Source organism: Mucilaginibacter sp. NFX135 (genome assembly GCF_048565145.1).
Lineage (GTDB): Bacteria > Bacteroidota > Bacteroidia > Sphingobacteriales > Sphingobacteriaceae > Mucilaginibacter.
On sequence record NZ_CP183412.1, the window covers coordinates 965,182 to 987,700 of the forward strand.

At 44.6% G+C, this 22,519-nt stretch carries 19 protein-coding genes; 4 read left to right on the top strand and 15 right to left on the bottom strand.

The window, feature by feature from the left end; all coding sequences use genetic code 11:
• Position 1: 1 nt before the first annotated feature.
• The 7 genes from ACNURT_RS04300 to ACNURT_RS04330 all read right to left on the bottom strand — a co-directional run bounded on the left by ACNURT_RS04300 (position 2) and on the right by ACNURT_RS04330 (position 7,937).
• On the bottom strand, positions 2–1,825 hold the full coding sequence (locus ACNURT_RS04300) for a BatD family protein (RefSeq protein ID WP_419700689.1): 1,824 nt from the start codon (positions 1,823–1,825) through the stop codon (positions 2–4).
• Between the two features lie 205 nt (positions 1,826–2,030).
• A complete protein-coding gene (locus ACNURT_RS04305) occupies positions 2,031–2,792 on the bottom strand; it encodes a tetratricopeptide repeat protein (RefSeq protein WP_419700690.1) in 762 nt (253 codons plus the stop codon).
• Positions 2,789–3,829 carry a vWA domain-containing protein gene (locus tag ACNURT_RS04310; RefSeq protein ID WP_370998028.1) on the bottom strand — a complete coding sequence of 347 codons (1,041 nt, stop codon included), beginning with the start codon at positions 3,827–3,829 and terminating at the stop codon, positions 2,789–2,791. Before ACNURT_RS04310 ends, ACNURT_RS04305 begins: the two co-directional genes overlap by 4 nt.
• A gap of 175 nt (positions 3,830–4,004) precedes the next feature.
• The gene (locus ACNURT_RS04315; RefSeq protein WP_419700691.1) at positions 4,005–5,006 is read right to left on the bottom strand and encodes a vWA domain-containing protein; all 1,002 of its coding nucleotides are present in this window, start codon (positions 5,004–5,006) and stop codon (positions 4,005–4,007) included.
• Positions 5,003–5,983 (bottom strand): BatD family protein, encoded by a 981-nt coding sequence (locus tag ACNURT_RS04320; RefSeq protein ID WP_419700692.1) that lies wholly within the window; start codon positions 5,981–5,983, stop codon positions 5,003–5,005. Before ACNURT_RS04320 ends, ACNURT_RS04315 begins: the two co-directional genes overlap by 4 nt.
• Positions 5,980–6,861, bottom strand: coding sequence for a DUF58 domain-containing protein (locus ACNURT_RS04325; protein ID WP_419700693.1), 882 nt, complete (start codon positions 6,859–6,861; stop codon positions 5,980–5,982). The genes ACNURT_RS04320 and ACNURT_RS04325 overlap by 4 nt, the downstream gene beginning before the upstream one ends.
• A gap of 116 nt (positions 6,862–6,977) precedes the next feature.
• A complete protein-coding gene (locus ACNURT_RS04330; protein WP_370998116.1) occupies positions 6,978–7,937 on the bottom strand; it encodes an AAA family ATPase in 960 nt (319 codons plus the stop codon).
• 580 nt (positions 7,938–8,517) lie between these two features.
• Here ACNURT_RS04330 and ACNURT_RS04335 point away from each other — a divergent pair.
• Complete coding sequence (locus tag ACNURT_RS04335) at positions 8,518–9,561, top strand: hypothetical protein (RefSeq protein WP_419700694.1); 1,044 nt, start codon at positions 8,518–8,520, stop codon at positions 9,559–9,561.
• 97 nt (positions 9,562–9,658) lie between these two features.
• On the opposite strand, the gene ACNURT_RS04340 is transcribed toward ACNURT_RS04335, so the two are convergent.
• Positions 9,659–10,510 (bottom strand): DUF4198 domain-containing protein, encoded by an 852-nt coding sequence (locus ACNURT_RS04340; RefSeq protein ID WP_419700695.1) that lies wholly within the window; start codon positions 10,508–10,510, stop codon positions 9,659–9,661.
• 59 nt (positions 10,511–10,569) lie between these two features.
• Between ACNURT_RS04340 and ACNURT_RS04345 the strand changes: the two genes are divergently transcribed.
• Complete coding sequence (locus ACNURT_RS04345) at positions 10,570–12,549, top strand: alpha-ketoacid dehydrogenase subunit alpha/beta (protein WP_419700696.1); 1,980 nt, start codon at positions 10,570–10,572, stop codon at positions 12,547–12,549.
• Between the two features lie 134 nt (positions 12,550–12,683).
• Here the strand turns inward: ACNURT_RS04345 and gldD are convergent, their stop codons facing one another.
• The 6 genes from gldD to ACNURT_RS04375 form a co-directional block, all read right to left on the bottom strand.
• Positions 12,684–13,274 (bottom strand): gliding motility lipoprotein GldD, encoded by a 591-nt coding sequence (gene gldD, locus ACNURT_RS04350; RefSeq protein WP_419700697.1) that lies wholly within the window; start codon positions 13,272–13,274, stop codon positions 12,684–12,686.
• The gene (locus ACNURT_RS04355) at positions 13,271–14,071 is read right to left on the bottom strand and encodes a shikimate dehydrogenase family protein (RefSeq protein ID WP_419700698.1); all 801 of its coding nucleotides are present in this window, start codon (positions 14,069–14,071) and stop codon (positions 13,271–13,273) included. Before ACNURT_RS04355 ends, gldD begins: the two co-directional genes overlap by 4 nt.
• 36 nt (positions 14,072–14,107) lie before the next feature.
• Positions 14,108–14,869: a YoaK family protein gene (locus tag ACNURT_RS04360; protein WP_419700699.1), complete on the bottom strand. Its 762-nt coding sequence runs from the start codon at positions 14,867–14,869 to the stop codon at positions 14,108–14,110.
• 206 nt (positions 14,870–15,075) lie between these two features.
• Positions 15,076–15,732, bottom strand: coding sequence for a DUF4279 domain-containing protein (locus ACNURT_RS04365; protein ID WP_419700700.1), 657 nt, complete (start codon positions 15,730–15,732; stop codon positions 15,076–15,078).
• Positions 15,733–15,838: 106 nt separating this feature from the next.
• Entirely contained in the window at positions 15,839–16,600 is a 762-nt protein-coding gene (locus ACNURT_RS04370) for a phosphosulfolactate synthase (protein WP_419700701.1), read from the bottom strand.
• A gap of 262 nt (positions 16,601–16,862) precedes the next feature.
• Positions 16,863–18,266 (bottom strand): tetratricopeptide repeat protein, encoded by a 1,404-nt coding sequence (locus ACNURT_RS04375; RefSeq protein ID WP_172336049.1) that lies wholly within the window; start codon positions 18,264–18,266, stop codon positions 16,863–16,865.
• Positions 18,267–18,505: 239 nt separating this feature from the next.
• On the opposite strand from ACNURT_RS04375, the gene ACNURT_RS04380 reads away from it, so the two are divergent.
• Entirely contained in the window at positions 18,506–20,047 is a 1,542-nt protein-coding gene (locus ACNURT_RS04380; RefSeq protein ID WP_419700702.1) for an aldehyde dehydrogenase family protein, read from the top strand.
• Positions 20,048–20,165: 118 nt separating this feature from the next.
• A complete protein-coding gene (locus ACNURT_RS04385) occupies positions 20,166–21,812 on the top strand; it encodes a S8 family serine peptidase (protein ID WP_419700703.1) in 1,647 nt (548 codons plus the stop codon).
• A 224-nt stretch (positions 21,813–22,036) separates the two neighbouring features.
• Here ACNURT_RS04385 and ACNURT_RS04390 read toward each other — a convergent pair whose 3' ends face one another.
• On the bottom strand, positions 22,037–22,486 hold the full coding sequence (locus tag ACNURT_RS04390) for a DinB family protein (RefSeq protein WP_419700704.1): 450 nt from the start codon (positions 22,484–22,486) through the stop codon (positions 22,037–22,039).
• Between the last annotated feature and the right edge of the window lie 33 nt (positions 22,487–22,519).

Consider the following 22,519-nt stretch of genomic DNA (forward strand, 5'->3'; position numbering starts at 1 on the left):
TTTACAATTTATCTTCGATATCATTGATCATGTTTTTTGCTTTGTCAAACATCTGCTGCTCTGATATACCCGATACCGGTGCATAGCGCGCCATATCACACAGGTCAAGCGTATCCAGCAGCTCGTTGATCAGCCCTTCATCCAGCGATCGTGCTTTCAGTTCCGAAGCGATCTTTTCGCGGTTCAGGTCGGCCGCGGCAATGTTCAACTTGTCACTCAAATAACCATACAAGCCTCTGAATACATTTTCGTAAAAAGATTTAGAGTTATTGGCTTTTAACTGCGCCTGAGCGCTGGCCAGGTGTTTGGCTGCTATTCTACCCGCTTTCCTCTTTTTCACCTCCACAATATCGCTGTTATTCTTCTCGTACCATTTGCCGTATATCAATGCGCCTAAAAACAAAAGCGGACCAAAAGCCAGGAAACTATAATACAGGGTCGAGTCGTAAAAACCTTCGCCATTTTTAGTGATATCGCCGCTGGTTTTAATATAGCGGATATCTTTATTCAGCAGTTTTATATCCTGCTTATCGGCACCTGAAAAAGCGGTTACATTATTTTCCAGTGTCCCTTTGTTTACCTTTATTTTGAAGCCCTCGGTAGGCACCGATACATATTTGCCGGTAGCCGGATTAAAATACGAAAACTTAACCGGGTCGATGGCAAAATTACCCTCGTGCCGTGGTATCAGCAGATAGTTATAGATACGGGTACCTGTTTCGCCGCTTTCTTTTTCGGCAATGGTATCCTCGGTTTTGGGGTCGTACTTTTCAAAATCGGCAGGGAATACAGGGCTTAAAGGTTTTAACAGTTTCAGGTTACCGGTTCCCGAAATTTTGATGCTATAGTTGAGTGGCTCATTAGCCTTGATCTCTTTTTTATCTAAGGAAGTACTGATAGAGAATTTACCTACCGCGCCACCAAAGCCATCTGGTTTTCCCGGTGGTAGTGGTTTTACGTGAATAATGGTCGGGGCGCTTTTAATCTTGTATTTAACATCGTTATAGGTACCAAAAAACTGTCCGAACATATCGTCGTCGCTTGCTTTGGCGGCCTCGCGTATCACAAACAGCATGGATATGGGATCAATAGTGATGTTGCCGGTATGCTCGGGGAACAGAATGTTCTTTTTCATATCGGCCACGTTGTATTTTACACCCTTGTAAGTTTCCACATGCCAATTCGGGTTCTGATTTGGATTTTTGATTTCCTGGCTGAAAAAGCCATTCAGATCAGGGAGTTTATCCGGTTCGCTGCCTACAATAGCTACCCGGGTATATAATTTGTAGGTTAAAGTGATCTGTTCGCCCAGATACACGTTATTTTTGTCCACATCGGCCCTGATGAACAGTGATTTATTAATATCAGTACCAGGTCTTTTCATAGTAACCCGGCTATCGGGAGCACTTTGTGACTGTGCTGCGGCCGCTGCATTATTCTGCGGGGCAGTGGCGCCTTTTACTACTTTTATTTTCAGCGGTTTAGTATTCAGCTGCCGTCCGCCCGAAAAAATGGTTGCCGGCCCAATGGTGTAAGTACCTTCTTTTACAGCAACCAGCACATAACTAATAGCTATGCTCGAAGAAGCATTACCATTGATAACTTCCATGCTGGTTGACGTGTTTGGGCCTGACACTACCAGGAAACCGGTAAAGGAAGGGGGTGTAAAACGGTCGCCATTATTATTGAGGGTAAAAGTTACTTCAAACTGCTCCGTTGTACCCACTTCTGTTTTACTTGCCGAAGCCGTAAAATGAATATCGGCAGCAAAAAGCACGCTTGTACTCAGCAGTAGTAGTAACAATATGAAGTATTTCCTTTTCATTCTTTCATTTATCTGGTTCGGGCGGCGAGGATCGAGGTTCGGGTTACGTGCTGTCCGAAGTCTCCGACTTCGGACCATTATGCCTGTAGTTTGCAACTACATAATCAAAATCTGTAGTCTGAAGACTACGAACATAGTCGTCCGAAGTCAAAGACTTCGAACAGCGCAGACTCCGAACTTAAGACTACAAACTTAAGACTTAACCTTACCATTCTTTTTCTATGTGCATTTTAGCACCTTTTTGCTTTTTATTTTTCAGCTTATCCTGCGTTTGCTTTTCGTCGTTATTCAGGGCTTCCAGCATACGTTCGGCATCCTCTTTGGATACGTTATTTGGATCGGGTTTCTGACCAGCGTTGTTTTTATTCGGATCGTTTTTATCCTGCCCGTCTTTATTATCCTTATTGTCTTTGTTGTCCTTGTTCTTATCGTCGTTCTTTTTGTCCTGGTCCTTCTTGTCCTTGTCCTTATTGTCTTTATTATCCTTGTTTTTATCTTTATTCTTGTCTTTGTTCTTATTATTCTTATCCTTATTTTGTTTTTGCTTCAGCTTTTCCAGCGCATAGGCCAGGTTATAGCGGGTTTCCTCATCCTCCGGATTGTTGAGTAATGATTTTTTATACGCCGTTACACTTTCTTCCAGTTTGTTTGACTCCAGCATGGAGTTACCCAGGTTATGGTAGGCTTTAGCCAATACCTCTTTGTTCTTGCTTGATGCCGCTATCTTGACAAACTGCTGCCCGGCATCGGCATATTTCTTTTGTTTATACAAGGCATCGCCCAGGTTAAAGTTACCGGCCACGGTTTTACCCTGTTTGCCGATAGATACCCGGTAGTTGTTTTCGGCATCCTTATAGTTTTGCTGCTGATACAGTTGATTACCCTGCCTGATATACTTTTTTTCCTGCTGGGCAAAAAGGACAGAAGCCTGCAGCACTAATATAACTACGATGATATATTGCTTCATGACTTTTTTACTTCAAATAATTTTAACGCGCTTAACCGCATATTTTTACGGTTAGATATAAAAAATTCCGCCACCAATAAGCCCAAGGCTATAGCCAGGAAAAACTGAAAGCGATCTTCAAAATCTTTAAACGATTTGCTATCATATTGTTTGCGCTGAACCTTAGCTACCTGATCCATCACAATATTTAAGCCGCTGTTGGAGTTGTTGGCCCTTACGTAGATACCGCCACCCGCGGCGGCTATATCCTTACCCATTTGTTCATTCAGCTTGGTGATGATTTTATTACCGGTTTCATCGACACGAAAGGTACTGTTAGCCTCATCCGGATAAAGCGGGATAGGAGCGCCCTCTGCAGAACCCACGCCTATAACATTCACCATCACTCCCTTGCCTTTTGCTGACGACGCGGCCTCCATGGCGTTATCCTCATGGTTTTCGGCATCGGTTATCAGGATCATGGCTTTACCAGTTCCATTCTTAAAATCGAACGATTTTACGCCCAACTCAATAGCAGCGCCTATAGCCGTGCCTTGTGTGGGTACCATTCCTGTACTCACGGTATTTAAAAACAGCTTGGCTGCAGAATAATCAGTGGTCATGGGTAATTGTACATAGGCCTGGCCTGCAAAAACAATCAAACCGATACGGTCATCATGCATCCTGTCTATCAGCTGTGAGATAGCCCGTTTGGCGTTTTCCAGGCGGTTTGGCGCCAGGTCTCGCGCAAGCATACTGTTGGATACGTCGAGCAGTATCATCAAATCGGCGCCTTTGCGTTTTACCTCCTCCGTTTTTGAACCCAGCTGCGGATCGGCCATGCCGATGATCACAAAGGCATAGGCTACTATAAAAAAGATGAACTTGAGCCATGGCCTGGAGAATGAAACCTGCGGCATCATGAGGCGCACCACGGTTTTATCGCCCAATGAGGCAATGGCTTTCCTTTTCCAGCGGCTTACCAGAATAAACAGCAGGATAAATACCGGAATAACCAGCAACCCCCATAAAATATCTGTATGTGCAAAACGTAGCATCTTTTTTAAATTAGATTTAAGGATTTTTGGAGCAAGGAACAAGGATTTCTAAAACCCGTATCCTTTCTACCCTTACTCCTTATTCCATTAATCCTTACTCCAAATGTCTTCTCTTTATTTCAAAAATCCTTGCTCTAAAAGTCTTTGCTCCTTGCTCCAAAAATCTTTGCTCCCCCTATGTTAAAGCTCCCTTAAACAGGGTATTTTTTAATAAAAACTCAAGCGATAATAAGGCCAGCGCGATGATGGCCCAGGGCAAAAACATTTCTGTTTTGCGGCGGTACTGGGTTACATCGATTTTGGCTTTTTCCAGCTTATCAATCTGTGTGTATATCTGTCTCAGTGTTTCGTTATTGGTTGCCCTGAAATATTTGCCTCCGGTTATATTGGCTATTTTTGATAGGGTGCCTTCGTCGATATCAACCTTCATTCGCTGATATTGTATGCCCATTGGTGTAGGCACCGGATAAGGCGCATAACCATTGGTCCCTAAACCTACAGTATAAACCCTAACCCCAAACTGTTTGGCTATCTCGGCCGCGGTAATAGGCGGTATAGAACCGGAGTTGTTTGAACCATCGGTAAGTAAAATGATCACCTTGCTTTTGGCGGTGCTGGTTCTTAAACGGTTCACGGCGGTAGCCAGGCCCATACCTATAGCGGTTCCGTCCTCGATCATCCCGTTCTTGATATCAGAGAATACATTGATCAATACATCATGGTCAATCGTGAGTGGACACTGCGTAAAGCTTTCACCGCTGAAGATCACCAGGCCGATACGATCGTCGGGGCGGTTCTTGATAAAATCAATAGCGATATTTTTGCCGGCTTCCAGGCGATTGGGTTTAAAATCCTCGGCCAGCATACTGCCCGAAATATCAGATGCTATCATGATATCGATACCCTCGGTACTGCTGTTTTGCCAACTTAATGACGACTGCGGCCTGGCAAGCGCCACAATTAAGGCAGCTATAGCCAATGATCGTATCACAATACCCACATGCCTGAAACGGGCTGTATAGCTTTTTTTGAAAGTAAAGCTCTTCAAGGTAGGCACACCCAGCGTACCCTGCAGCTGGCGCTGTTTCCAAACGTACCAGGCCACCATTAAGGGTATGATTAAAAACAACCAGAAAAATCCCGGATGGGCAAATTCTATTCCTTTAAACCAGCTCATTTGTTATCCTCTTGCTTTTCAATGGGTAATTGAATGGCTTGCTGCGTTCTGTTCACAAAGGCAACGGCATTATCCATGCTTTGTTCATTATCCTGCGGCAATGGTTTTTCTTTCGCAAATTTCACCAAATCGGCCAGTATCAGTACCTGGCGCAGCGCGTTGCGGTTCTCTTCGGTGATATCCATATACCGCAGACTGGCAAATATCTCATCAGAGGTTTGCTCATGTGCTTTGATCATATAACGGCTTTCCAGATAATCACGCATAATATCAGTAAGTTCGGTATGATATTGCTTTGTTTGCTCCTGCTGCCATAGCTTTCTGTTGCGCAGTTCGGTTAGTTTTTGCAGCGCTATCACGTGAACGGGTACAATGGGCTGGGGCTCTTCAACAACCACTTCTTTTTTATTCTTCTTCCTCAGGTAATAGATCAGAAAAATAAGCCCTCCGATTATGATGGCTGCTTCTATGCTGATCACCAGGGTTAGATGATCCATCAGCCAGTCTAAAAAAGTATACTGGACAACCAGCGGCTGTTTGATGTCATAAGCGGCTTTGGTGGTATCCACCGCAACGGTGGCTACTATCAGTTTCAATGGCGCGGTTTTAATCTCAGCACCCTCGGTATGGAAGGCGTATGCCGGGATCACATATTCCCCGCTATCAAACGCGGTTATGAGGTAATGATGCCCAATAGTTTCGATACTTGCATCATTCTTATCAACTATGGTATCAGCTTTACTGCCTACGATCAAAATTTTATTGGCTATGCTGTCTGCCAGTACCGGGAATTCAACCTTGTCCTTATCCTTTATGTGCATGCGGGCAGTAAGGTGCAGCTGTGTTTGCTCGCCTATTTTAATAGCTTTACGATCGAGCGTGGCTCCAACCTCCGCGGTTTGCGCACTGCTTTTGTAAACAAATCCGGTAAGCAGTATAGTTAACAGTAGCAGGTGTTTAATAAAGCACTTTATCATCTTTTGCCTTCCCGCTTTTTAAATAATGTCATTAATGGTTTCACGTATGATTCATGGGTACCAATACTGGTAAAATCAACACCCGAGCGGCTAAAGGTTTCCCTTAGCTGGCCGTTCCTTCTTAGCCCTTCGGCTTTAAAGGCAGTGCGTACCGCCTCGTCAGAAGTATTCACCCAGAGCAGTTCGCCGGTCTCTTCGTCCTTCATCGGGATGAGGCCCAGGTTTGGGAACTCTTCCTCATGCTTATCATAAAGGCGCAGGGCAATCAGGTCATGCTTTTTATTGGCTATCTTTAACTCATCCTCAAAAGCGGGACTTATAAAATCGGAAATAATAAAGGCCGTACACTTTTTCTTGATGGCCCGGGTAAAGAATTTTAATGCTTCGGCAACGTTGGTTCCCTTGCTTTCGGGCTTAAAATCGATCAGCTCGCGGATGATCATCAGGATATGGCCGCGGCCTTTTTTGGGCGGAATGAACTTTTCGATCTTATCGCTAAAAAACAGCACGCCCACCTTATCATTATTCTGTATGGCCGAAAATGCCAGCACCGCGCAAAGCTCGGTGGCTATATCCTGCTTTTGCTGATTTTGCGTTCCGAAGTTTTCAGAGCCGCTTACATCAACCAGCAGCATAAAGGTAAGCTCGCGCTCCTCGTCAAAAACCTTTACATAAGGGTGGTTAAAACGGGCGGTCACGTTCCAGTCGATAGTGCGGATCTCATCGCCCAATTGGTATTCGCGCACCTCGCTAAAAGCCATACCACGGCCCTTAAAAGCCGAATGATACTCGCCCGAAAACAGGTGATTGCTCAACCCACGGGTCTTGATCTCGATCTTCCTTACTTTTTTCAGCAGTTCTTTGGTATCCTTAGCCATAAGAGCCTCACCTAAATCCTCTCCAAAGGAGAGGACTTTTGATTTGCATTTTTATTTTTAATTCTTTTAATCATTTATTTTTACTCCCTCTCCTTTGGAGAGGGTTGGGGTGAGGCCTACGGTACTTCTACCACGTTCAATATCCCTGTAATAATATTTTCACTGGTAATGTTCTCTGCCTCGGCCTCATAGCTTAAACCTATACGGTGACGCAGCACATCATGGCAGATGGCACGCACATCCTCGGGGATCACATAGCCCCTGCGTTTGATGAACGCGTAGGCTTTTGCAGCCAGCGCCAGGTTGATGCTGGCCCTTGGCGACGCGCCAAAGGTGATCAGATTTTTATAGTGCGCCAGTTTGGCCTGCTCGGGGAAACGGGTAGCAAAAACAATGTCAATAATGTATTGCTCAATCTTCTCGTCCATATATACTTCCCTTACAATTTTTCGGGCGCGCACAATTTCCTCCGGTTTGATGATGGGTGATGGCTTTGGCATGCCGCCTGGCAATATATTGGCTCGGATGATGCGTTTCTCTTCTTCCTTATCCGGATAGTTGATCACCACCTTCAGCATAAAACGATCGACCTGTGCTTCGGGCAGCGGGTAGGTACCTTCCTGCTCAATCGGGTTCTGGGTAGCCAGTACCAGGAAAGGGTTTGGCAATGGGAAGGTATTGTCACCAATAGTTACCTGGCGTTCCTGCATCGCTTCCAGCAGCGCGCTTTGCACTTTGGCGGGTGCACGGTTGATCTCATCGGCCAGAATAAAGTTGGAGAACAGCGGCCCTTTACGCACAATGAACTCTTCCTTTTTCTGGTTGTATATCATGGTACCCAGCAAATCGGCAGGTAAAAGATCGGGGGTAAACTGGATCCGGCTGTAATCGGCCTGTATGGCTTTAGCCAGCGTATTGATGGCCAGTGTTTTTGCCAGTCCCGGAACACCTTCCAAAAGGATGTGACCATCGGCCAGCAAACCGATCAGTAATCGCTCCACCATATATTTTTGTCCGATGATCACTTTATCCATCTCCAGTTTCAGGAGGTCGATAAACGCGCTTTCTCTTTGTATCATTTCATTCAGCGCCCTGATATCGGTTGAATACGATAAACTACCAGGTACAGTGCCTGATGAAACGTTTTCAGTATTACTTTTTAATTCTTCCATGCTTCTTTTTTGTTCGGTAGGCAAACTTACTCACACTAACATTTTTTCGCCAAAAAAAATGCCCGCTTAAATGTTAAAATTTGTTAAATCTTTGTCGTTCGCCGTAAATATATAAGTTTTTAGGAGGTAAGGGAGTAAGCCAATAGTCTAAAGTCCGAAGTCTTAAGTTATTCCTATGAAAAAGAAGATCTTAATGGCATCAAAAGGCTTGTTTAGTAAAATGCCGATCAAATTGCTGCACGCATAGCCGACTCACCCCGCCTACGCTTCGCTGGGCGGCCCTCTCTCCCGCTTTGCGGCAAAGAGGGCGGGGAAATTCTCTTTTCCAAATACCCTCTTTGCGCCGAAGGCGGAGAGAGGGATGTCGAGCGCAGCGATGACAGGGTGAGTCGACACCACGCGGCAATTTGAATTGCACCCGTTTTGCTGTGTTTTTTAAAACAGAACGATTTGGCTACCTTTAAAATCCATTTTAAGAATATACATGTATAAAAAATATTTATCCTTCATCCTGTCTCTTGTCACCCTATTTTTCTCAGGCATTGTTCACAGTCAAACTGCATTCAAAAACATCCCTCTTCCGCCAAACATCAGCAGTGTGAACGAAGAATTTTCGGGCATGACGCTACACGCCGGCAGGGTTTACCTCGAACCGCAATACGGCAGTCATAAAGAAACCAAACTCGATGGTGATTTTTTTATATACAGCCTGCTGGCCGATAGCGTTGGCCGTGTGATTGACGGTAAAGACACCGCGTTAACCGCTTATCGCACCGTCCGCGTTAAAAACCTGGATAAATTGCCCGATTCTGTAAAAACTTATTATGAAGGTTTTGAGGCAATAACCATTGTGAACAATGTGGCATACTTATCCATCGAAACAAATGACACCTACGACTATTGTTTTTTACTCCGAGGAATCCTGGACACCCTACAAAATACCATCACCATCGATGCTCAGCATTTCGCAACCCTTAAAAGACCATTGCATATTAACAACGCGGGTTTTGAAAGCGTAACCTGGCTGCCTAAGGAGAAAAAGTTATTGGCTTACTATGAGTACAACGGCATGCCCGATGGCGGTAAGGGTTATTTGATTGATACCTCTTTTCAGAGAGCGCCACAAGCTATAAAAGTGCCATTTCTTTATTTCAGGATAACGGATATCACCGCTACCCAAAAGGATAAGATCTACGGTATCAACTATTTATGGAACGGTGATTATGATGCTTACCTGAATAACGACCAGCTTAAAAACCAGGAAGAAAATATAAAAACAACTATTCCCGACCTGAAGGATAACATCACCCAAAACCCGGATTACCTGAAAAAGAAAAGCACCAGCTATGGTCGTATCGTAGTGCTTAAAAACCGGAAGGATAAACATTGGAAACAGGTAACCTCGGCATTCCCCGCACCAAAAAATAACTGGGAGGGTATAGCACTTTACCGTGACGGCGCGCTGATTATTACTGATGCTAACCGCAGCAACAAACAGTTGACTACGTTTGGATATGCGAAATTTTAATGTGCAGATGTGCGGATTTCAGATTAACGAATGATTTAAATGTTCTTCTTAAAAAAACATTTGCATATCTGCACATCTGAAATCCGCACATCTAACCTCAATGCTTATCGCCAAAGCCAAACTCTTTATAGGTATTGGGTGCGCTATCCGCATTTTTGAACGCGAAAGTGAATGTGGCACCCCAGCTTTCAAAATCAGCATTTTTATCGGTCGATGTTTCCACATGTACCGAGCTGATCATATATACCCCTTCGCGGCTCAGTTTAAAATAGACTTGTCCCTGGGCATCAGAGCTTAGTTTTTGCGGGAATACATTACCATTTATAGTACGGGTGTACACAATTACCACGGCATCTTTTAATGGTTTCCCTTTAAATAATATCTGGGCGGTTACATCATCGCCATAGCTGGCTTTATATGGATTTTGCTGTATCACTATTTCATAAGTTTCGCCCAGCGGTTTATCAAAATCTTTGCCGTTGGGTTTATCAACCGCTATCAGCGTTTTTAAATACCGGTTTGTTTTTTCGACAAAGTATTGTTGATTGCTGTTCTTAGCATCCTCGGCTATTTTATCCAAACCTTCGTTATCCAGATATTTCAGGAATTTATTTCTTTCCGATTCAATGCTTTCGCTTTTCACCATCTCAATGAGGGCTAACCCGCTATTCTCCAATCTGTAATTCAACACATTTGCCGATGTATCTTTTGGAGCCTGACTCAGGTCGGTTTTTTTTGATCCTTCATAAAGCATAAACTTAGAAACCTTGGCATCTTTATACCGGTATTCGGCGTCTTTTTGAAAATCATTACCGCTTAACAGGTGCAGGCTGAGCTTGTCGCCTTTTTTCATGTTAAAGGATTCCGGCAGCAAAAAATAATCCTGTGAGCTGACGGCAAACCCAATGATCAGCAAGAGCGCGAGGAGTAAAAGTCCGTTTCGTTTCATAGTTATTAGATAGGATTACCAAACATACAAAGTTTTAAAAACTTCAGTAGTTTTACACTATGATTTTTGACCGTAAAAGCCTGAATAACGAAAATTTAACATTTTTTTACAAAAAACTGTTGCTGCCTCGCCTCATTGAGGAGAAGATGCTGATCCTTTTACGCCAGGGTCGTATTGGCAAATGGTTTTCGGGTATAGGGCAGGAAGCTATTGCCGTAGGCAGTACGCTGGCCATGCAAAGCGATGAATATATATTGCCCATGCACCGCAACCTGGGTGTTTTTACTACCCGGGATATCCCGCTTTCCAGGCTGATGGCCCAGTGGCAGGGTAAGCCCTCGGGTTTTACCAAGGGGCGCGACCGCTCTTTCCATTTCGGCACGCAGGAATATAAGATCATCGGGATGATATCGCACTTAGGGCCACAGCTGGCCCTGGCTGATGGTATTGCCCTGGCCGATGTTTTAGCAGACCGGAAAAGATCGACCCTGGTATTTACCGGCGAGGGCGCAACCAGCGAAGGCGATTTTCATGAGGCCCTCAACATTGCATCTGTTTGGAAACTGCCGGTTATATTTTTAATCGAGAACAACGGCTACGGTCTTTCGACCCCGGTAAACGAACAATACAATTGTTTAAAATTGGTTGATAAGGCTGTAGGATACGGTATAGAAGGCCGCCGGATTGATGGCAACAATATCCTGGAGGTTTATCATACTATCAAGGAGATCAACGAGAGTATCCGTGAAAATCCACGGCCGGTACTGCTGGAGTGTATGACCTTCCGAATGCGGGGGCATGAGGAGGCTTCGGGAACCAAATATGTTCCGCAGAATTTATTTGAATGGTGGGCGGGTAAAGACCCGGTGGCTAATTTCGAGCAGTATTTACTGGACGAAGGCGTGATCCGCCCGGAATGGATCCCGATATTCAAAAAGGAGATCACAACGCTTATTGAAACAGAATTTGAAAAGGTTTATAGCGAGGCAGATATAGTACCGGATATAGCAACCGAAGTACGTGACATGTACCAGCCTTATCAGTTTCCGGCAGCACAACCGGCAACTACCCCCGCAACGCATAAACGCTATATTGATGCCATAAGCGACGGCCTGCGCCAGGCCATGCGCAAACACCCCAACCTGGTGATCATGGGTCAGGACATTGCCGAGTATGGGGGAGCCTTTAAAATAACCCAGGGCTTCGTGGAGGAATTTGGCAAGCCCCGTGTGCGCAACACGCCTATTTGCGAATCGGGCATTGTAGGCGCAGGCATGGGCCTGGCCCTTAACGGCTACAAGGCCATTGTTGAAATGCAGTTTGCTGATTTTGTTACCTGCGGCTTTAACCAGATTATTAACAACCTGGCCAAAACACACTATCGCTGGGCTCAAGCGGTTGATGTGGTGGTGCGGATGCCTACAGGAGCCGGAACAGGAGCAGGGCCATTCCATTCGCAAAGTAACGAGGCCTGGTTTACTAAAACTCCCGGACTTAAAGTGGTTTACCCCGCTTTCCCGGCTGATGCCAAGGGTTTATTATTGGCCGCTATTGATGACCCAAACCCGATTATTTATTTTGAACACAAATACCTGTACCGCAGCATCAGCGGCGATGTGCCAGAGAATGATGTGCTGATAGAAATAGGCAAGGCCAATGTAGTAAAACAGGGCACACAAGCCAGCATTATTACCTTTGGCCTGGGTATACACTGGGCCCTGGAATATGCCGAAAAACACCCCGAACTTTCTCTTGAGATCATCGACCTGCGCAGCCTGCTGCCATGGGATCAAGAAGCGGTAGAAGAAAGCGTAAAGAAAACAGGCAGGGCCCTGGTATTACATGAGGATACGCTTACCAGCGGTTTCGGTGCGGAGATAGCCGCCCACATAGCCGAGCATTGTTTTAAATACCTGGACGCACCCGTAATGCGCTGCGGCAGCCTGGATACCGCCATACCCATGAACAAAGCCCTTGAAGACCAGTTTTTGGCAAAGGCAAGGCTGGAGGAAACGGTTGAGAAATTGCTCGAGTATTAACCCCCTTGCCCCCTGAAGGGGGAACTTTTTGATGTGCAGATGATTGATTTTAAATCAAAACATCTGCATTAATCATAAACATTATCTATAATTTGCACATCTGCACATCTGAAATTTGCACATTGGCTCCCCCTTCAGGGGGCTGGGTGGCTCCATTTAAAACTCTTGATCATCACCGCAATATCCTGCTTAATAAAATTAAGCACGGGCTGGATAGAATCCAAGCGGGGTTCGGAGTTAAAGTAGAGGGCGCCACGCAGGTAATTTTTCGTACTGTCGGTCAGGAAGAATTGTGCCGATGAAGCCGCGTTGCCGTCAATAGTATAATAAATGCCATAAACCTTACGGTCGGCGTAGCCTATTACACCTTCATCAATAGAAGTGGCTTTTACGGTATGTTTAAATGCGAAGGTGCGGGCATCTTCCACCAGCTCATTAAATACTTTTTTTGATGTTACCGGTTGATAACTTAAATGCAGCGTGGCATGAAACTGGGGGAACTGCATATTTACCCAGCATGGTTTGGCACCCTTGGTTCTGTCGGGTTCAATAACGGCGTATTTGGGATAGCTAAAGGAGTAAGGGCAACCCGTGTTATAATCCTGGTATTCTTTTTTTGGAAAAGCGATGCGGTAATATCCCCGTGGTTTTGGCGAATAATCATGGTTACCGCCACAAGCAGCCAAAAACAACAGCGCTGCTATTAATAGCCCAGCATATCTCATACCCGGTTATCTTTAGCGTTCCATATCTCCCATGACCTTTCGGCTTGCAGCACCAGCATTTCGTAACCGTTTTTGGTTGCGGCACCCTGCTCGCGGCCTTTTCGTAAAAATAAGGTTTCCTCGGGGTTGTAGATCAGGTCGTACAGTAAATGCTCGTGGGTTATAGCCTCATAAGGGATGGGCGGGCATTCATCAATTTTGGGTGCCGTCCCAACAGGAGTGGTATTGATAATGATCTTATGCCTTTTGATGTCGTGCGGTTTCAGACCGCTGAACAAAATATGATCAGGATGCGGCTTGCGGGTAACCGTTTTAAAGGCAATGCCCATATTCTCCAGTACACATTTTACCGCTTGCGCCGCACCGCCATCACCCAGCACCAAGGCCTCAGCTTCAAAATCCTTAATAAGCGGACGGATGGACATCTCGAAACCGTACAGGTCAGTATTATATCCTTCCAGCCTGAAATCATGACCTCCAATACCAACCTCCCCGGTAAATGCAGCCTGTACAGGACTTTCGGCAATTACACAGATACAATTAACCGCCCCGGCTTTGCGGGCATCATGCTCAATCCAATCCAGGTATGGCAGTACAGCAACTTTATGCGGGATGGTAATGTTGAGCCCGCAGATACCTGGGTGTTCATCCAGCAGGTCCTGCAGATCTTTGATGTGCTCCAGCGGATACAGCTCATAAGCAGCATCGGTTATACCTTCGTTCTTGAATTTTTCGGCAAAGTACTTCTTTGAAAAAGAATGTGAAAGGGGGTAGCCTATAAGCCCGTATTGTTTCATGGCGTAATATTAGTAACATTTCATAAGTTATGGAAACTATTGAGCAGCGGGAGGCGGATTCCTTTTTAATTTAAAGTACAAAACTTTAGCTTTTTGTCTGCGCCAGCAAATAATAAACGCGATAAGCAAAGTACCCGCGGGTATAAACAGGGCGTAATCATGCATCCTTTTCGTGGTTAAGGCAGCCAGGATGGCGCCGGCTAAAAAACAAACGCAAACAAAGCCAAACAGCCGGGCCTCGCGCAGGGCAACCCGATCGCGCTTGGGCATGGTGCCCCTGAAAAAAGCTTCGGCAAAACGGCGCAGGTTACCCGTGGTCATTACTGAGTTGTAGGTCCATTGTTCCAGTTTGGTAAAGCTGGAGTTTTGCATAGCCGCCACCAGCGATATGGCCAGTACTAAAGGAATATCCGGAAAAGAATCTGACAAGAACGAGCAGGCGATCAATACAATGATCTCGAAACCCAGGCAGGTTAACGCGGGCTTGGGCAGATATTTTAATACCGATGGCAGGTGCATGCGATAGGCGATGAACACACCAATCAAAAATGCTATAATAGGCGGAATGTGGTGCATGGCCTGCTGCCAGTCGCCCAGCGCTGCGTACATCCCTAAAAATACAATATTGCCAGTCATGGAGTTGGCAAATACCCCACCATGCCCTACATAGGTAAATACATCCAGGAAACCGCCAGATAAGGTAAGCAAGGCCGCTACTTCTATAGAATTATCAGAGTACACCTGTAAAGGTATCTGATCCGGGTCAACTGTTGATGAGTTTTCAGCTTCCGAGGCCATTGTTGTTTGATGGTTTTATAACTCAAATGATGTTGATGCCAAGATAGTTAAACAAACACATTATGAGGACACAAAAACGAATAAGCCGCGAAAAACTATCTGGTACCCATGGATTTAGCTTTCAGCTGAGGTTTCTCCTCGCACCAACACGTTACCCCTCGCTGTTTGTTGAAATTATATAAAGCGTTCTTCATGATGGACTTATACTACTTAAACGGATTACCTGTAGTGTATTGGCTAAAAGCTATTTCCAATCCCAGCGCTGCCATACGTTTAATACTTCGTTTATCTATATACGGTCCTCCGATAAGACCATTCCCGTTATGAATATCCTGGTCAACCTGGATATAGGCTTCCGCATAATTGACCAGTTTTTCAACTCCCGATACATCCTGCTCCAGATAGCTAAGTAAGTTTTTTAGCTTATTTTCAAAAGTATCTGGCCCGAGGGTGGGTTCGTAAATGGCACAGCTATATTTATATAAAGCTGTGCCAAATGCTCTTGTATCGTCTTTGTTAAATGTTTCGCTGGGCTTTAATAAGCTCATAGCAGTTATTTGCAGCCAGGTAAGGTTTTCGGAGGTAGCCCGCAAATAAACTTTATGATGGCTCTCAGTACCTATATATCTAATGGCGATATCCGGCGAGGTATCAAAATAAATAACCAGGTAAAACTTCTCTCCTGTTACCTGCAGATACACTATGGCTGTATCTTCCTTGCTTTCCAGATCAACCTTTGCTATTTGCGGTATACCATCAATTCGTACTACATCATGAATTTGCAAGTACTGTTCTGTTGCGCCCCAGGTTTGTTGTTCAATTTCCTGTAAAGCGGCCCTGATAAGCCGATCTGTTAAATTCATTATATAATTATTGATATGATAAAGCTATACAATGGGTCCTAAACAAAAAAGCCCTCAGAAATTAATCCGGGGACTCTCTAACTTTATATAGTAAGATCAGTCAAGTTCACAAATTCAAAAAGTGGTCGAAAGTATCGCTGCGGATACCTAATCTTAATGTTTCCAGCGGGATAATATCTGTTGGGGCAATATTACCCAGGCTTACGTTGGCGCCTATCAGTTTTATAAACCATACCTGCTGCGCTTTTTGCGGAGCCTCCCAAATAATGGTGCCCTCGGGTATTTGGGTCAGTATTTCATCAATAAGCCCCTGTCTTACCTCGCCTGAGTCGCGGTAGATGCCTACGTTACCGCTTTCGCGGGCTTCGGCTATTACTTTCCATGAACCAGCCTCAATTTCGGCGTTCATCAGTTTGATCCATTTATAAGGTGCAAAGATCTTTTGCACGTCCTTGGAACCCACTTCTGATATCACGGTAACCTGTTTAGCCAGGCGACTGATATACTCGCATTTGATATCATGCTCAATGGTGATCGACCCGTCAGATACTTCGCAGTGTTCCAGTTTGTACTTATCCAATATGCGGCAGTAATCATCAAACTGGTTACGTACAATAAAAGCCTCGAACAAAGTACCGCCAAAATATACGGGGATGCCCGCGTCCTGGTACAGTTTTATTTTTTCGGTTAAGTTGGGAGTAACGTATGAGGTTGCCCAGCCCAGTTTAACAATATCCGTATAAGCTGCACCTACTTCCAGAAAATCCTCTACCTGCCTTAAACTTAGTCCTTTGTCCATCACCATGGTGATGCCTTTATCGCGGGGTTTAGCTGTACGTTCTGGAAGATCATTGATCATATAATTCATACAATAGATGGTTATAGCCTATAACTAAAAGTTCTAATGGTGCAAATATCCGAAAAAAAAGTGAAACCGGATGTGCAAATTTCAAATGTGCAGATGTGCAAATGATGAAGTTTTTGTAAAATTTATATCACAGATGTGCGAATGTGCAGATGAGTAATTGATGTGCGGATGTGCAAATAACAGATGTGCAGATGAAAAAAAGGATTCTATAAAAAATGCAGATAACAATTGATCAAAACATCAATCATTATCTGCACATCTGCTATTTCGTATATTTATTGATAATATCTACAATCACCTTATTCTTTTGCAATTGCGGCAGGTAATCAAAAAGAATATAATGCTTATCCGGATCGCTGGTGAGGGCCATTTCCAGGTGGTTTAGCGCCTCATTGTATTCGCCTTTGGCAAACAAATAGGCCACCATACGGTAATAAAGTTCGGCTGCTTCGGGGTTATTTTTAATAGCCTCGGATATGATCTCGATAGCACCGGGCAGCCTGTCCTGTTCATACAATATAGATGAGTAGTCCAACCAGGCATCAATATCCAGTGGATTAAGCTCTACTACTTTTTCATAAGCCTGTTCGGCTTCGGGCATATGGCCCAGTTTATACTCGGCATCAGCTATGGCAAACCAATAATCGGCATTGGCTATGTCCAGGTCGAGCGCTTTTTTATAAAAATGCAGGGCCTCAAAATAGCGCTCTTCAAAATCAAGCGTAACACCTATGCCAAACCAGGCATCAGCCAGTTTCGGGTCCATCTTAACCGATTTTTTATAAAAGGCGCGGGCATCGTCCATTTGCTCCAGCTTTTCGTAGCACTCACCAATAGCACAATAAGTATCGGCATTAGGCTGCTCGTACTCAAATGTGTGGCGGTATACTTCAATCGCTTCTGCGTATTTTTCCAGGTTAACCAGGGCATTACCCTTGTTAAAGTAGGCCGATGCAAAGCTGTCCTTGATCAGGATGGCATAGTCATAAGCGTCGATAGCTTTTTCAAACAAGCTCAGCTTGGTGTAGGCGTTGCCCAAATTATACCATGCGGCATAACTGTAAGGCTCGTTATCAATATACTGCTGATAAAACTGCACGCTCTCCTGCTGATTGTCCATCACGTCATAGCAAAAAGCCAGTTCATAAAGGGCATCCTGGTTTTCCATATTCTGCTTAAGGCAAAGCTTAAGGTAGGTTATGGCCGTGTCATAGTCGCCCATGTTTTGGTACACGTAGGCAATATGCAGCAGGATCTCGTCGGTTTCTTCGGCCAGACCTAATGCTTTTTCATAATTTTCCAGGGCTTCGCCATAGCGCTCCATACTTTCGTACAGATTGCCGCGGATAATATAAATATCCGCATCGGAAGCTTCCAGCATAGCCGCTTTTTCCAAAGCCGCGAATGCCTCGGTCACTTTATTGGTAACAACCAGTAATTGTGCCTGTTTAATTAAAAAAACCGCTGCAAAAGGGTGCTGGTTACGCGCGTATTCTGCTACTTGCAGTGCCTTGGCCGGATCATTTTTCTCTATGTAATAGTCGATAATGTTCTCAAACGCCTGGGCATCAAAAAAGTACTGGTCGTGATTACGAATCATCTCCTCGTACCGTTCTACCGAAAACTTTGGATCTTCGGTAAAACCAAATTCAAATTCTTCTTCCATTCAATTTTGTTTGCAGAACATCCGCTTTAGGTTAACAATTGTTATTGTCTTGTAAAGACTTATTGAGTTCAAAATACAACAAGTAAGCCTCCAATAAACAATTTAGTTTTCAACATTCGCACATTTTTAACATGATTTACATGCAAAGCATTGATAATTAACGACAAGCAATTCACGAGCCAAAAGTGGGCAAACTAAAAATTGCCTTAAGATTTTTACCTTTGACAAAAGTAACAATTATGAACCTCGATATTTCAGACATTCTAAAACGTTTACATATAAACGATATTAATGACGCTTTTAGTACGGGCAACCACTGGGGCAGCAGCGCCGGCGCTACCGTAAAAGATATTATATCGCCTGTTGACGGCAAAAAAATAGCATCCGTAAAATTTGCTTCCGAAAACGATTATAACCAGGTAGTTGAACAAGCCACCAAAGCTTTTAAAACATGGCGCAATACCCCCGCACCAAAACGCGGAGAGATCGTACGCCAGATTGGCGAAGCTTTACGTACCCACAAACACGATCTGGGCAGTCTGGTATCGTACGAAATGGGTAAAAGCCTGCAGGAAGGCCTGGGCGAGGTTCAGGAGATGATTGATATTGCCGACTTTGCCGTTGGCCTAAGCCGTCAGCTGTATGGATTAACCATGCACTCTGAAAGGGCCAACCACCGTATGTATGAGCAATACCACCCGCTGGGCATTGTGGGTATTATTTCGGCATTTAACTTTCCGGTAGCCGTTTGGAGCTGGAACTCCCTGCTGGCCTGGGTTTGCGGCGACGTTTGTATCTGGAAACCATCAGAAAAAACACCTTTAACCGCTATTGCCTGTCAGCACATCGCGCAGGAGGTATTCAAAAAGAATAATATTGAAGAGGGCGTATCCAACCTCATCATCGGCGACCGTAACATTGGTGAGCTGATGGCGGCCGATACCCGGGTACCATTGATATCGGCTACAGGATCAACCCGCATGGGTAAGGCGGTTAGCGCGACTGTAGGCGCGCGTTTAGGGACAAGTCTGCTGGAACTGGGTGGTAACAACGCTATTATCATCAGCGAAAATGCCGATCTGGACATGTCGCTCATCGGCGCGGTATTTGGCGCGGTGGGTACTGCCGGTCAGCGTTGTACCAGCACGCGCAGGCTCATTATTCACGAAAGTGTTTACGAAACCTTTAAACAAAAGCTGGTGAATGCCTACAAACAGATCTGCATTGGCAACCCATTGGATGAACATAACCACATGGGCCCGCTGATTGATCATGACGCGGTGAAACTGTACCTGGACTCCATAGAAAAATGTAAAGCCGAAGGCGGCAAATTTGTGGTTGAAGGCGGCAAGCTTGAGGGCGAAAACTATTCATCGGGCTGTTACGTAAAACCCTGCATTGCCGAGGTAGAGAACCATTTTAAAATAGTACAGCACGAAACTTTTGCGCCGATACTTTATTTGATCAAATACAGCACACTTGAGGAAGCTATCGATTTGCAGAACGGTGTTCCGCAGGGCTTATCATCGGCTATTATGACTAATAATTTGCGTGAGGCAGAACAATTTTTATCCTATGCTGGTTCTGATTGTGGCATAGCCAATGTAAACATCGGTACATCGGGTGCAGAAATAGGCGGCGCGTTTGGCGGTGAAAAAGAAACCGGCGGCGGTCGCGAATCTGGTTCTGATGCCTGGAAAGTTTACATGAGGCGCCAAACAAATACTATTAATTACTCAAAAACGTTGCCTTTAGCACAAGGGATCAAATTCGACCTTTAGTTAGGTTCGAGGGGCGTGTTGCGAGGACCGGGATATAATTTATAACAAAGGTTCACGAACCTCGCAACACGCTCCACGAAACCCATATGATTATTTTTTCATTTTCTAATTTTTGTACATGTTCAATTACCGCAAATTATTAATCACCGGCACCACCTTATTAACTGCATTAACATTTAGTCAAACAACTTTTGCGCAAATACTCCCCAAAGCAGAGCCTGAGCCTCCAAAAGGCTGGCAATTGATGGACCTGAAAGAAAATGGTTTTTATGGCATCAGCTTAAAACCCGCTTATCTTTTTTTACAGGGCAAAAAAAGTAAGCCTGTGGTAATAGCCACCATTGATAGCGGTATTGATACTTTGCAAAAAGACCTGAAAAGTATCCTTTGGACAAATACCAAAGAAATTCCTGGCAACGGTATCGACGATGATCATAATGGTTATGTGGATGATATACACGGCTGGAATTTTTTAGGTGGCCCGGATGGCAAAGCTGATTTTAATGAAACCACCGAGGAGGTACGTGAATATAATAAGCTGAAAGGTAAATTTGAAAACATCAGTGATACTAATGCCGTTGATAAAAAGCAATACGCTTATTGGAAACGTGTAAAAACCATTTACGATAGCACCGTTAATAAATCGCGTACCGAGACTGAACAGCTGCAACCCATCATGAATGCGCTGATGGTAACCAGCGGTTATATTAAAAGAGGGCTTAGTCTGCCAGCCAACGGCACCTTTAAACAAGCCGACCTGGTAAAATTGAAGCTGGCTAATGACACCCTTACCCAAAGCAAATATGTTTGGGAATCTATATTTTCGCAAGAGGGTACCAATAAAACCAATGCCGCAATCATCAAAGATCTGAGTGAGTACCTGGCCAAGTTAAACAATGACCTGTCGCCCGATCTGGAAGCCCGTAAGCGCATAGTTGGCGATAATGTAGATAGCATGGACCATAAACCTTATGGCAACAACCTGCTTAAATTTACAGATGCATCGCACGGTACCGGCGTAGCCGGTTTAATCGGGGCCATCCGCAACAATAGTTATGGGATTAATGGTGTGGCTGATAACGTGCAGATCATGGCTATTAAGGCGGTACCCAATGGTGATGAATACGATAAAGATATTGCCAACGCCATCCATTATGCGGTTGATAACGGTGCCCGCATTGTTAACATGAGCTTTGGTAAAAAAATATCGCCGCATAAAGAGTGGCTTGATGAAGCTTTTAAATACGCGGCATCAAAAGATGTACTGCTGGTACAGGCGGCAGGTAATGATAATCAGGATGTAGACGTTATTCCTGATTATCCGAACGATACCTTTTTGGATGGCGCAACTGATGCTGATAACGTGATCAACGTTGGCGCATCGGGACCCAGATTAGGCGAACACCTGGCCGGTGATTTTTCTAACTACGGCAAAAAGAATGTGGATGTATTTGCTCCGGGTGTTAAAGTAACTACTGTTGATACCGATGCCGAATTTATGACCGAGGATGGTACCAGCTTTTCATCGCCCATCACGGCAGGTGTAGCGGCTTTATTGCTGGAATATTATCCAACCCTGAGCGCTAAACAACTGAAGCAGATCATCCTGCAATCGGCTACGCCTTTAACCGGCACTATGGTGTTCAGGCCAGGCAGCAAAACCATTAAGGTTGATTTTGCCTCCCTAAGCAGAACGGGAGGTATTGTAAATGCTTACAAAGCCCTGCAGATAGCATCAAAAACAAAAGGCGAACGGGCTAATTAACGAGTCGATCAAATATAACGCGTCATTGCGAGGCACGAAGCAATCCCAAACTATACAGAGCGGCTCTGCCTATCGGGGATTATTAATATTATTAATTATCTTTAAAGGTATTAATGAGCTCCCTCCGGTCGGTTGTCCACGCTGCGCTCGCAATGACGCAACAGTTTAAAATAAGAAAGCTTAGCAGGTTACTGCTAAGCTTTCTTATTTTAAACCATCCTATTTTATTCTAAAACTCGTCGCAGGTAATTTACCTGGCCGAGATGATAATTCAAATGGATCGCCAACCGTATCAGTATATAACTGTTTGGAACTTTCATATCATCAAACATGATCGGGTACTCAGCTTCCATGCGCTCATCGTCAAAAGTGTTCAGCGTTTTACTGATCATCAGCATAAGCGCTTCCAACTGCGCCACAAGCTCAGTTCGTGGTACGCCTTTTATGATAAACTCCTGGTCGCGGTTACGAACATATCCAGTTTTTGCAAGCATGGTACCGATCAGGTAATTGGTGCCTCCAACAATGTGCAGCACAAGGTTACCGCTTGAGTTCTTGATCGTTCCCGCTGTCTTCCAGAGGTTTTCTTCATCATGGAATAAGTTGATCTCTTCAATCAACCTGCGGATATCACGCTCATAAAAATTGGCCAATGTACTATTCAACATAGTCATGATATTTATTTATAAATTTAGTAAATCATAAGA

Coding starts and splice junctions, on each gene's coding strand:
- ACNURT_RS04365 (WP_419700700.1), bottom strand. CDS start 15,732: ATGAATTTAACAGATCGGCTTATCAGGGCCGCTTTACAGGAAATTGAA.
- ACNURT_RS04335 (WP_419700694.1), top strand. CDS start 8,518: ATGTATAAAAAATATTTATCCTTCATCCTGTCTCTTGTCACCCTATTT.
- gldD (WP_419700697.1), bottom strand. CDS start 13,274: ATGAGATATGCTGGGCTATTAATAGCAGCGCTGTTGTTTTTGGCTGCT.
- ACNURT_RS04370 (WP_419700701.1), bottom strand. CDS start 16,600: ATGAATTATATGATCAATGATCTTCCAGAACGTACAGCTAAACCCCGC.
- ACNURT_RS04310 (WP_370998028.1), bottom strand. CDS start 3,829: ATGCTACGTTTTGCACATACAGATATTTTATGGGGGTTGCTGGTTATT.
- ACNURT_RS04390 (WP_419700704.1), bottom strand. CDS start 22,486: ATGACTATGTTGAATAGTACATTGGCCAATTTTTATGAGCGTGATATC.
- ACNURT_RS04360 (WP_419700699.1), bottom strand. CDS start 14,869: ATGGCCTCGGAAGCTGAAAACTCATCAACAGTTGACCCGGATCAGATA.
- ACNURT_RS04380 (WP_419700702.1), top strand. CDS start 18,506: ATGAACCTCGATATTTCAGACATTCTAAAACGTTTACATATAAACGAT.
- ACNURT_RS04305 (WP_419700690.1), bottom strand. CDS start 2,792: ATGAAGCAATATATCATCGTAGTTATATTAGTGCTGCAGGCTTCTGTC.
- ACNURT_RS04325 (WP_419700693.1), bottom strand. CDS start 6,861: ATGGCTAAGGATACCAAAGAACTGCTGAAAAAAGTAAGGAAGATCGAG.
- ACNURT_RS04300 (WP_419700689.1), bottom strand. CDS start 1,825: ATGAAAAGGAAATACTTCATATTGTTACTACTACTGCTGAGTACAAGC.
- ACNURT_RS04340 (WP_419700695.1), bottom strand. CDS start 10,510: ATGAAACGAAACGGACTTTTACTCCTCGCGCTCTTGCTGATCATTGGG.
- ACNURT_RS04315 (WP_419700691.1), bottom strand. CDS start 5,006: ATGAGCTGGTTTAAAGGAATAGAATTTGCCCATCCGGGATTTTTCTGG.
- ACNURT_RS04345 (WP_419700696.1), top strand. CDS start 10,570: ATGATTTTTGACCGTAAAAGCCTGAATAACGAAAATTTAACATTTTTT.
- ACNURT_RS04355 (WP_419700698.1), bottom strand. CDS start 14,071: ATGAAACAATACGGGCTTATAGGCTACCCCCTTTCACATTCTTTTTCA.
- ACNURT_RS04375 (WP_172336049.1), bottom strand. CDS start 18,266: ATGGAAGAAGAATTTGAATTTGGTTTTACCGAAGATCCAAAGTTTTCG.
- ACNURT_RS04320 (WP_419700692.1), bottom strand. CDS start 5,983: ATGATAAAGTGCTTTATTAAACACCTGCTACTGTTAACTATACTGCTT.
- ACNURT_RS04385 (WP_419700703.1), top strand. CDS start 20,166: ATGTTCAATTACCGCAAATTATTAATCACCGGCACCACCTTATTAACT.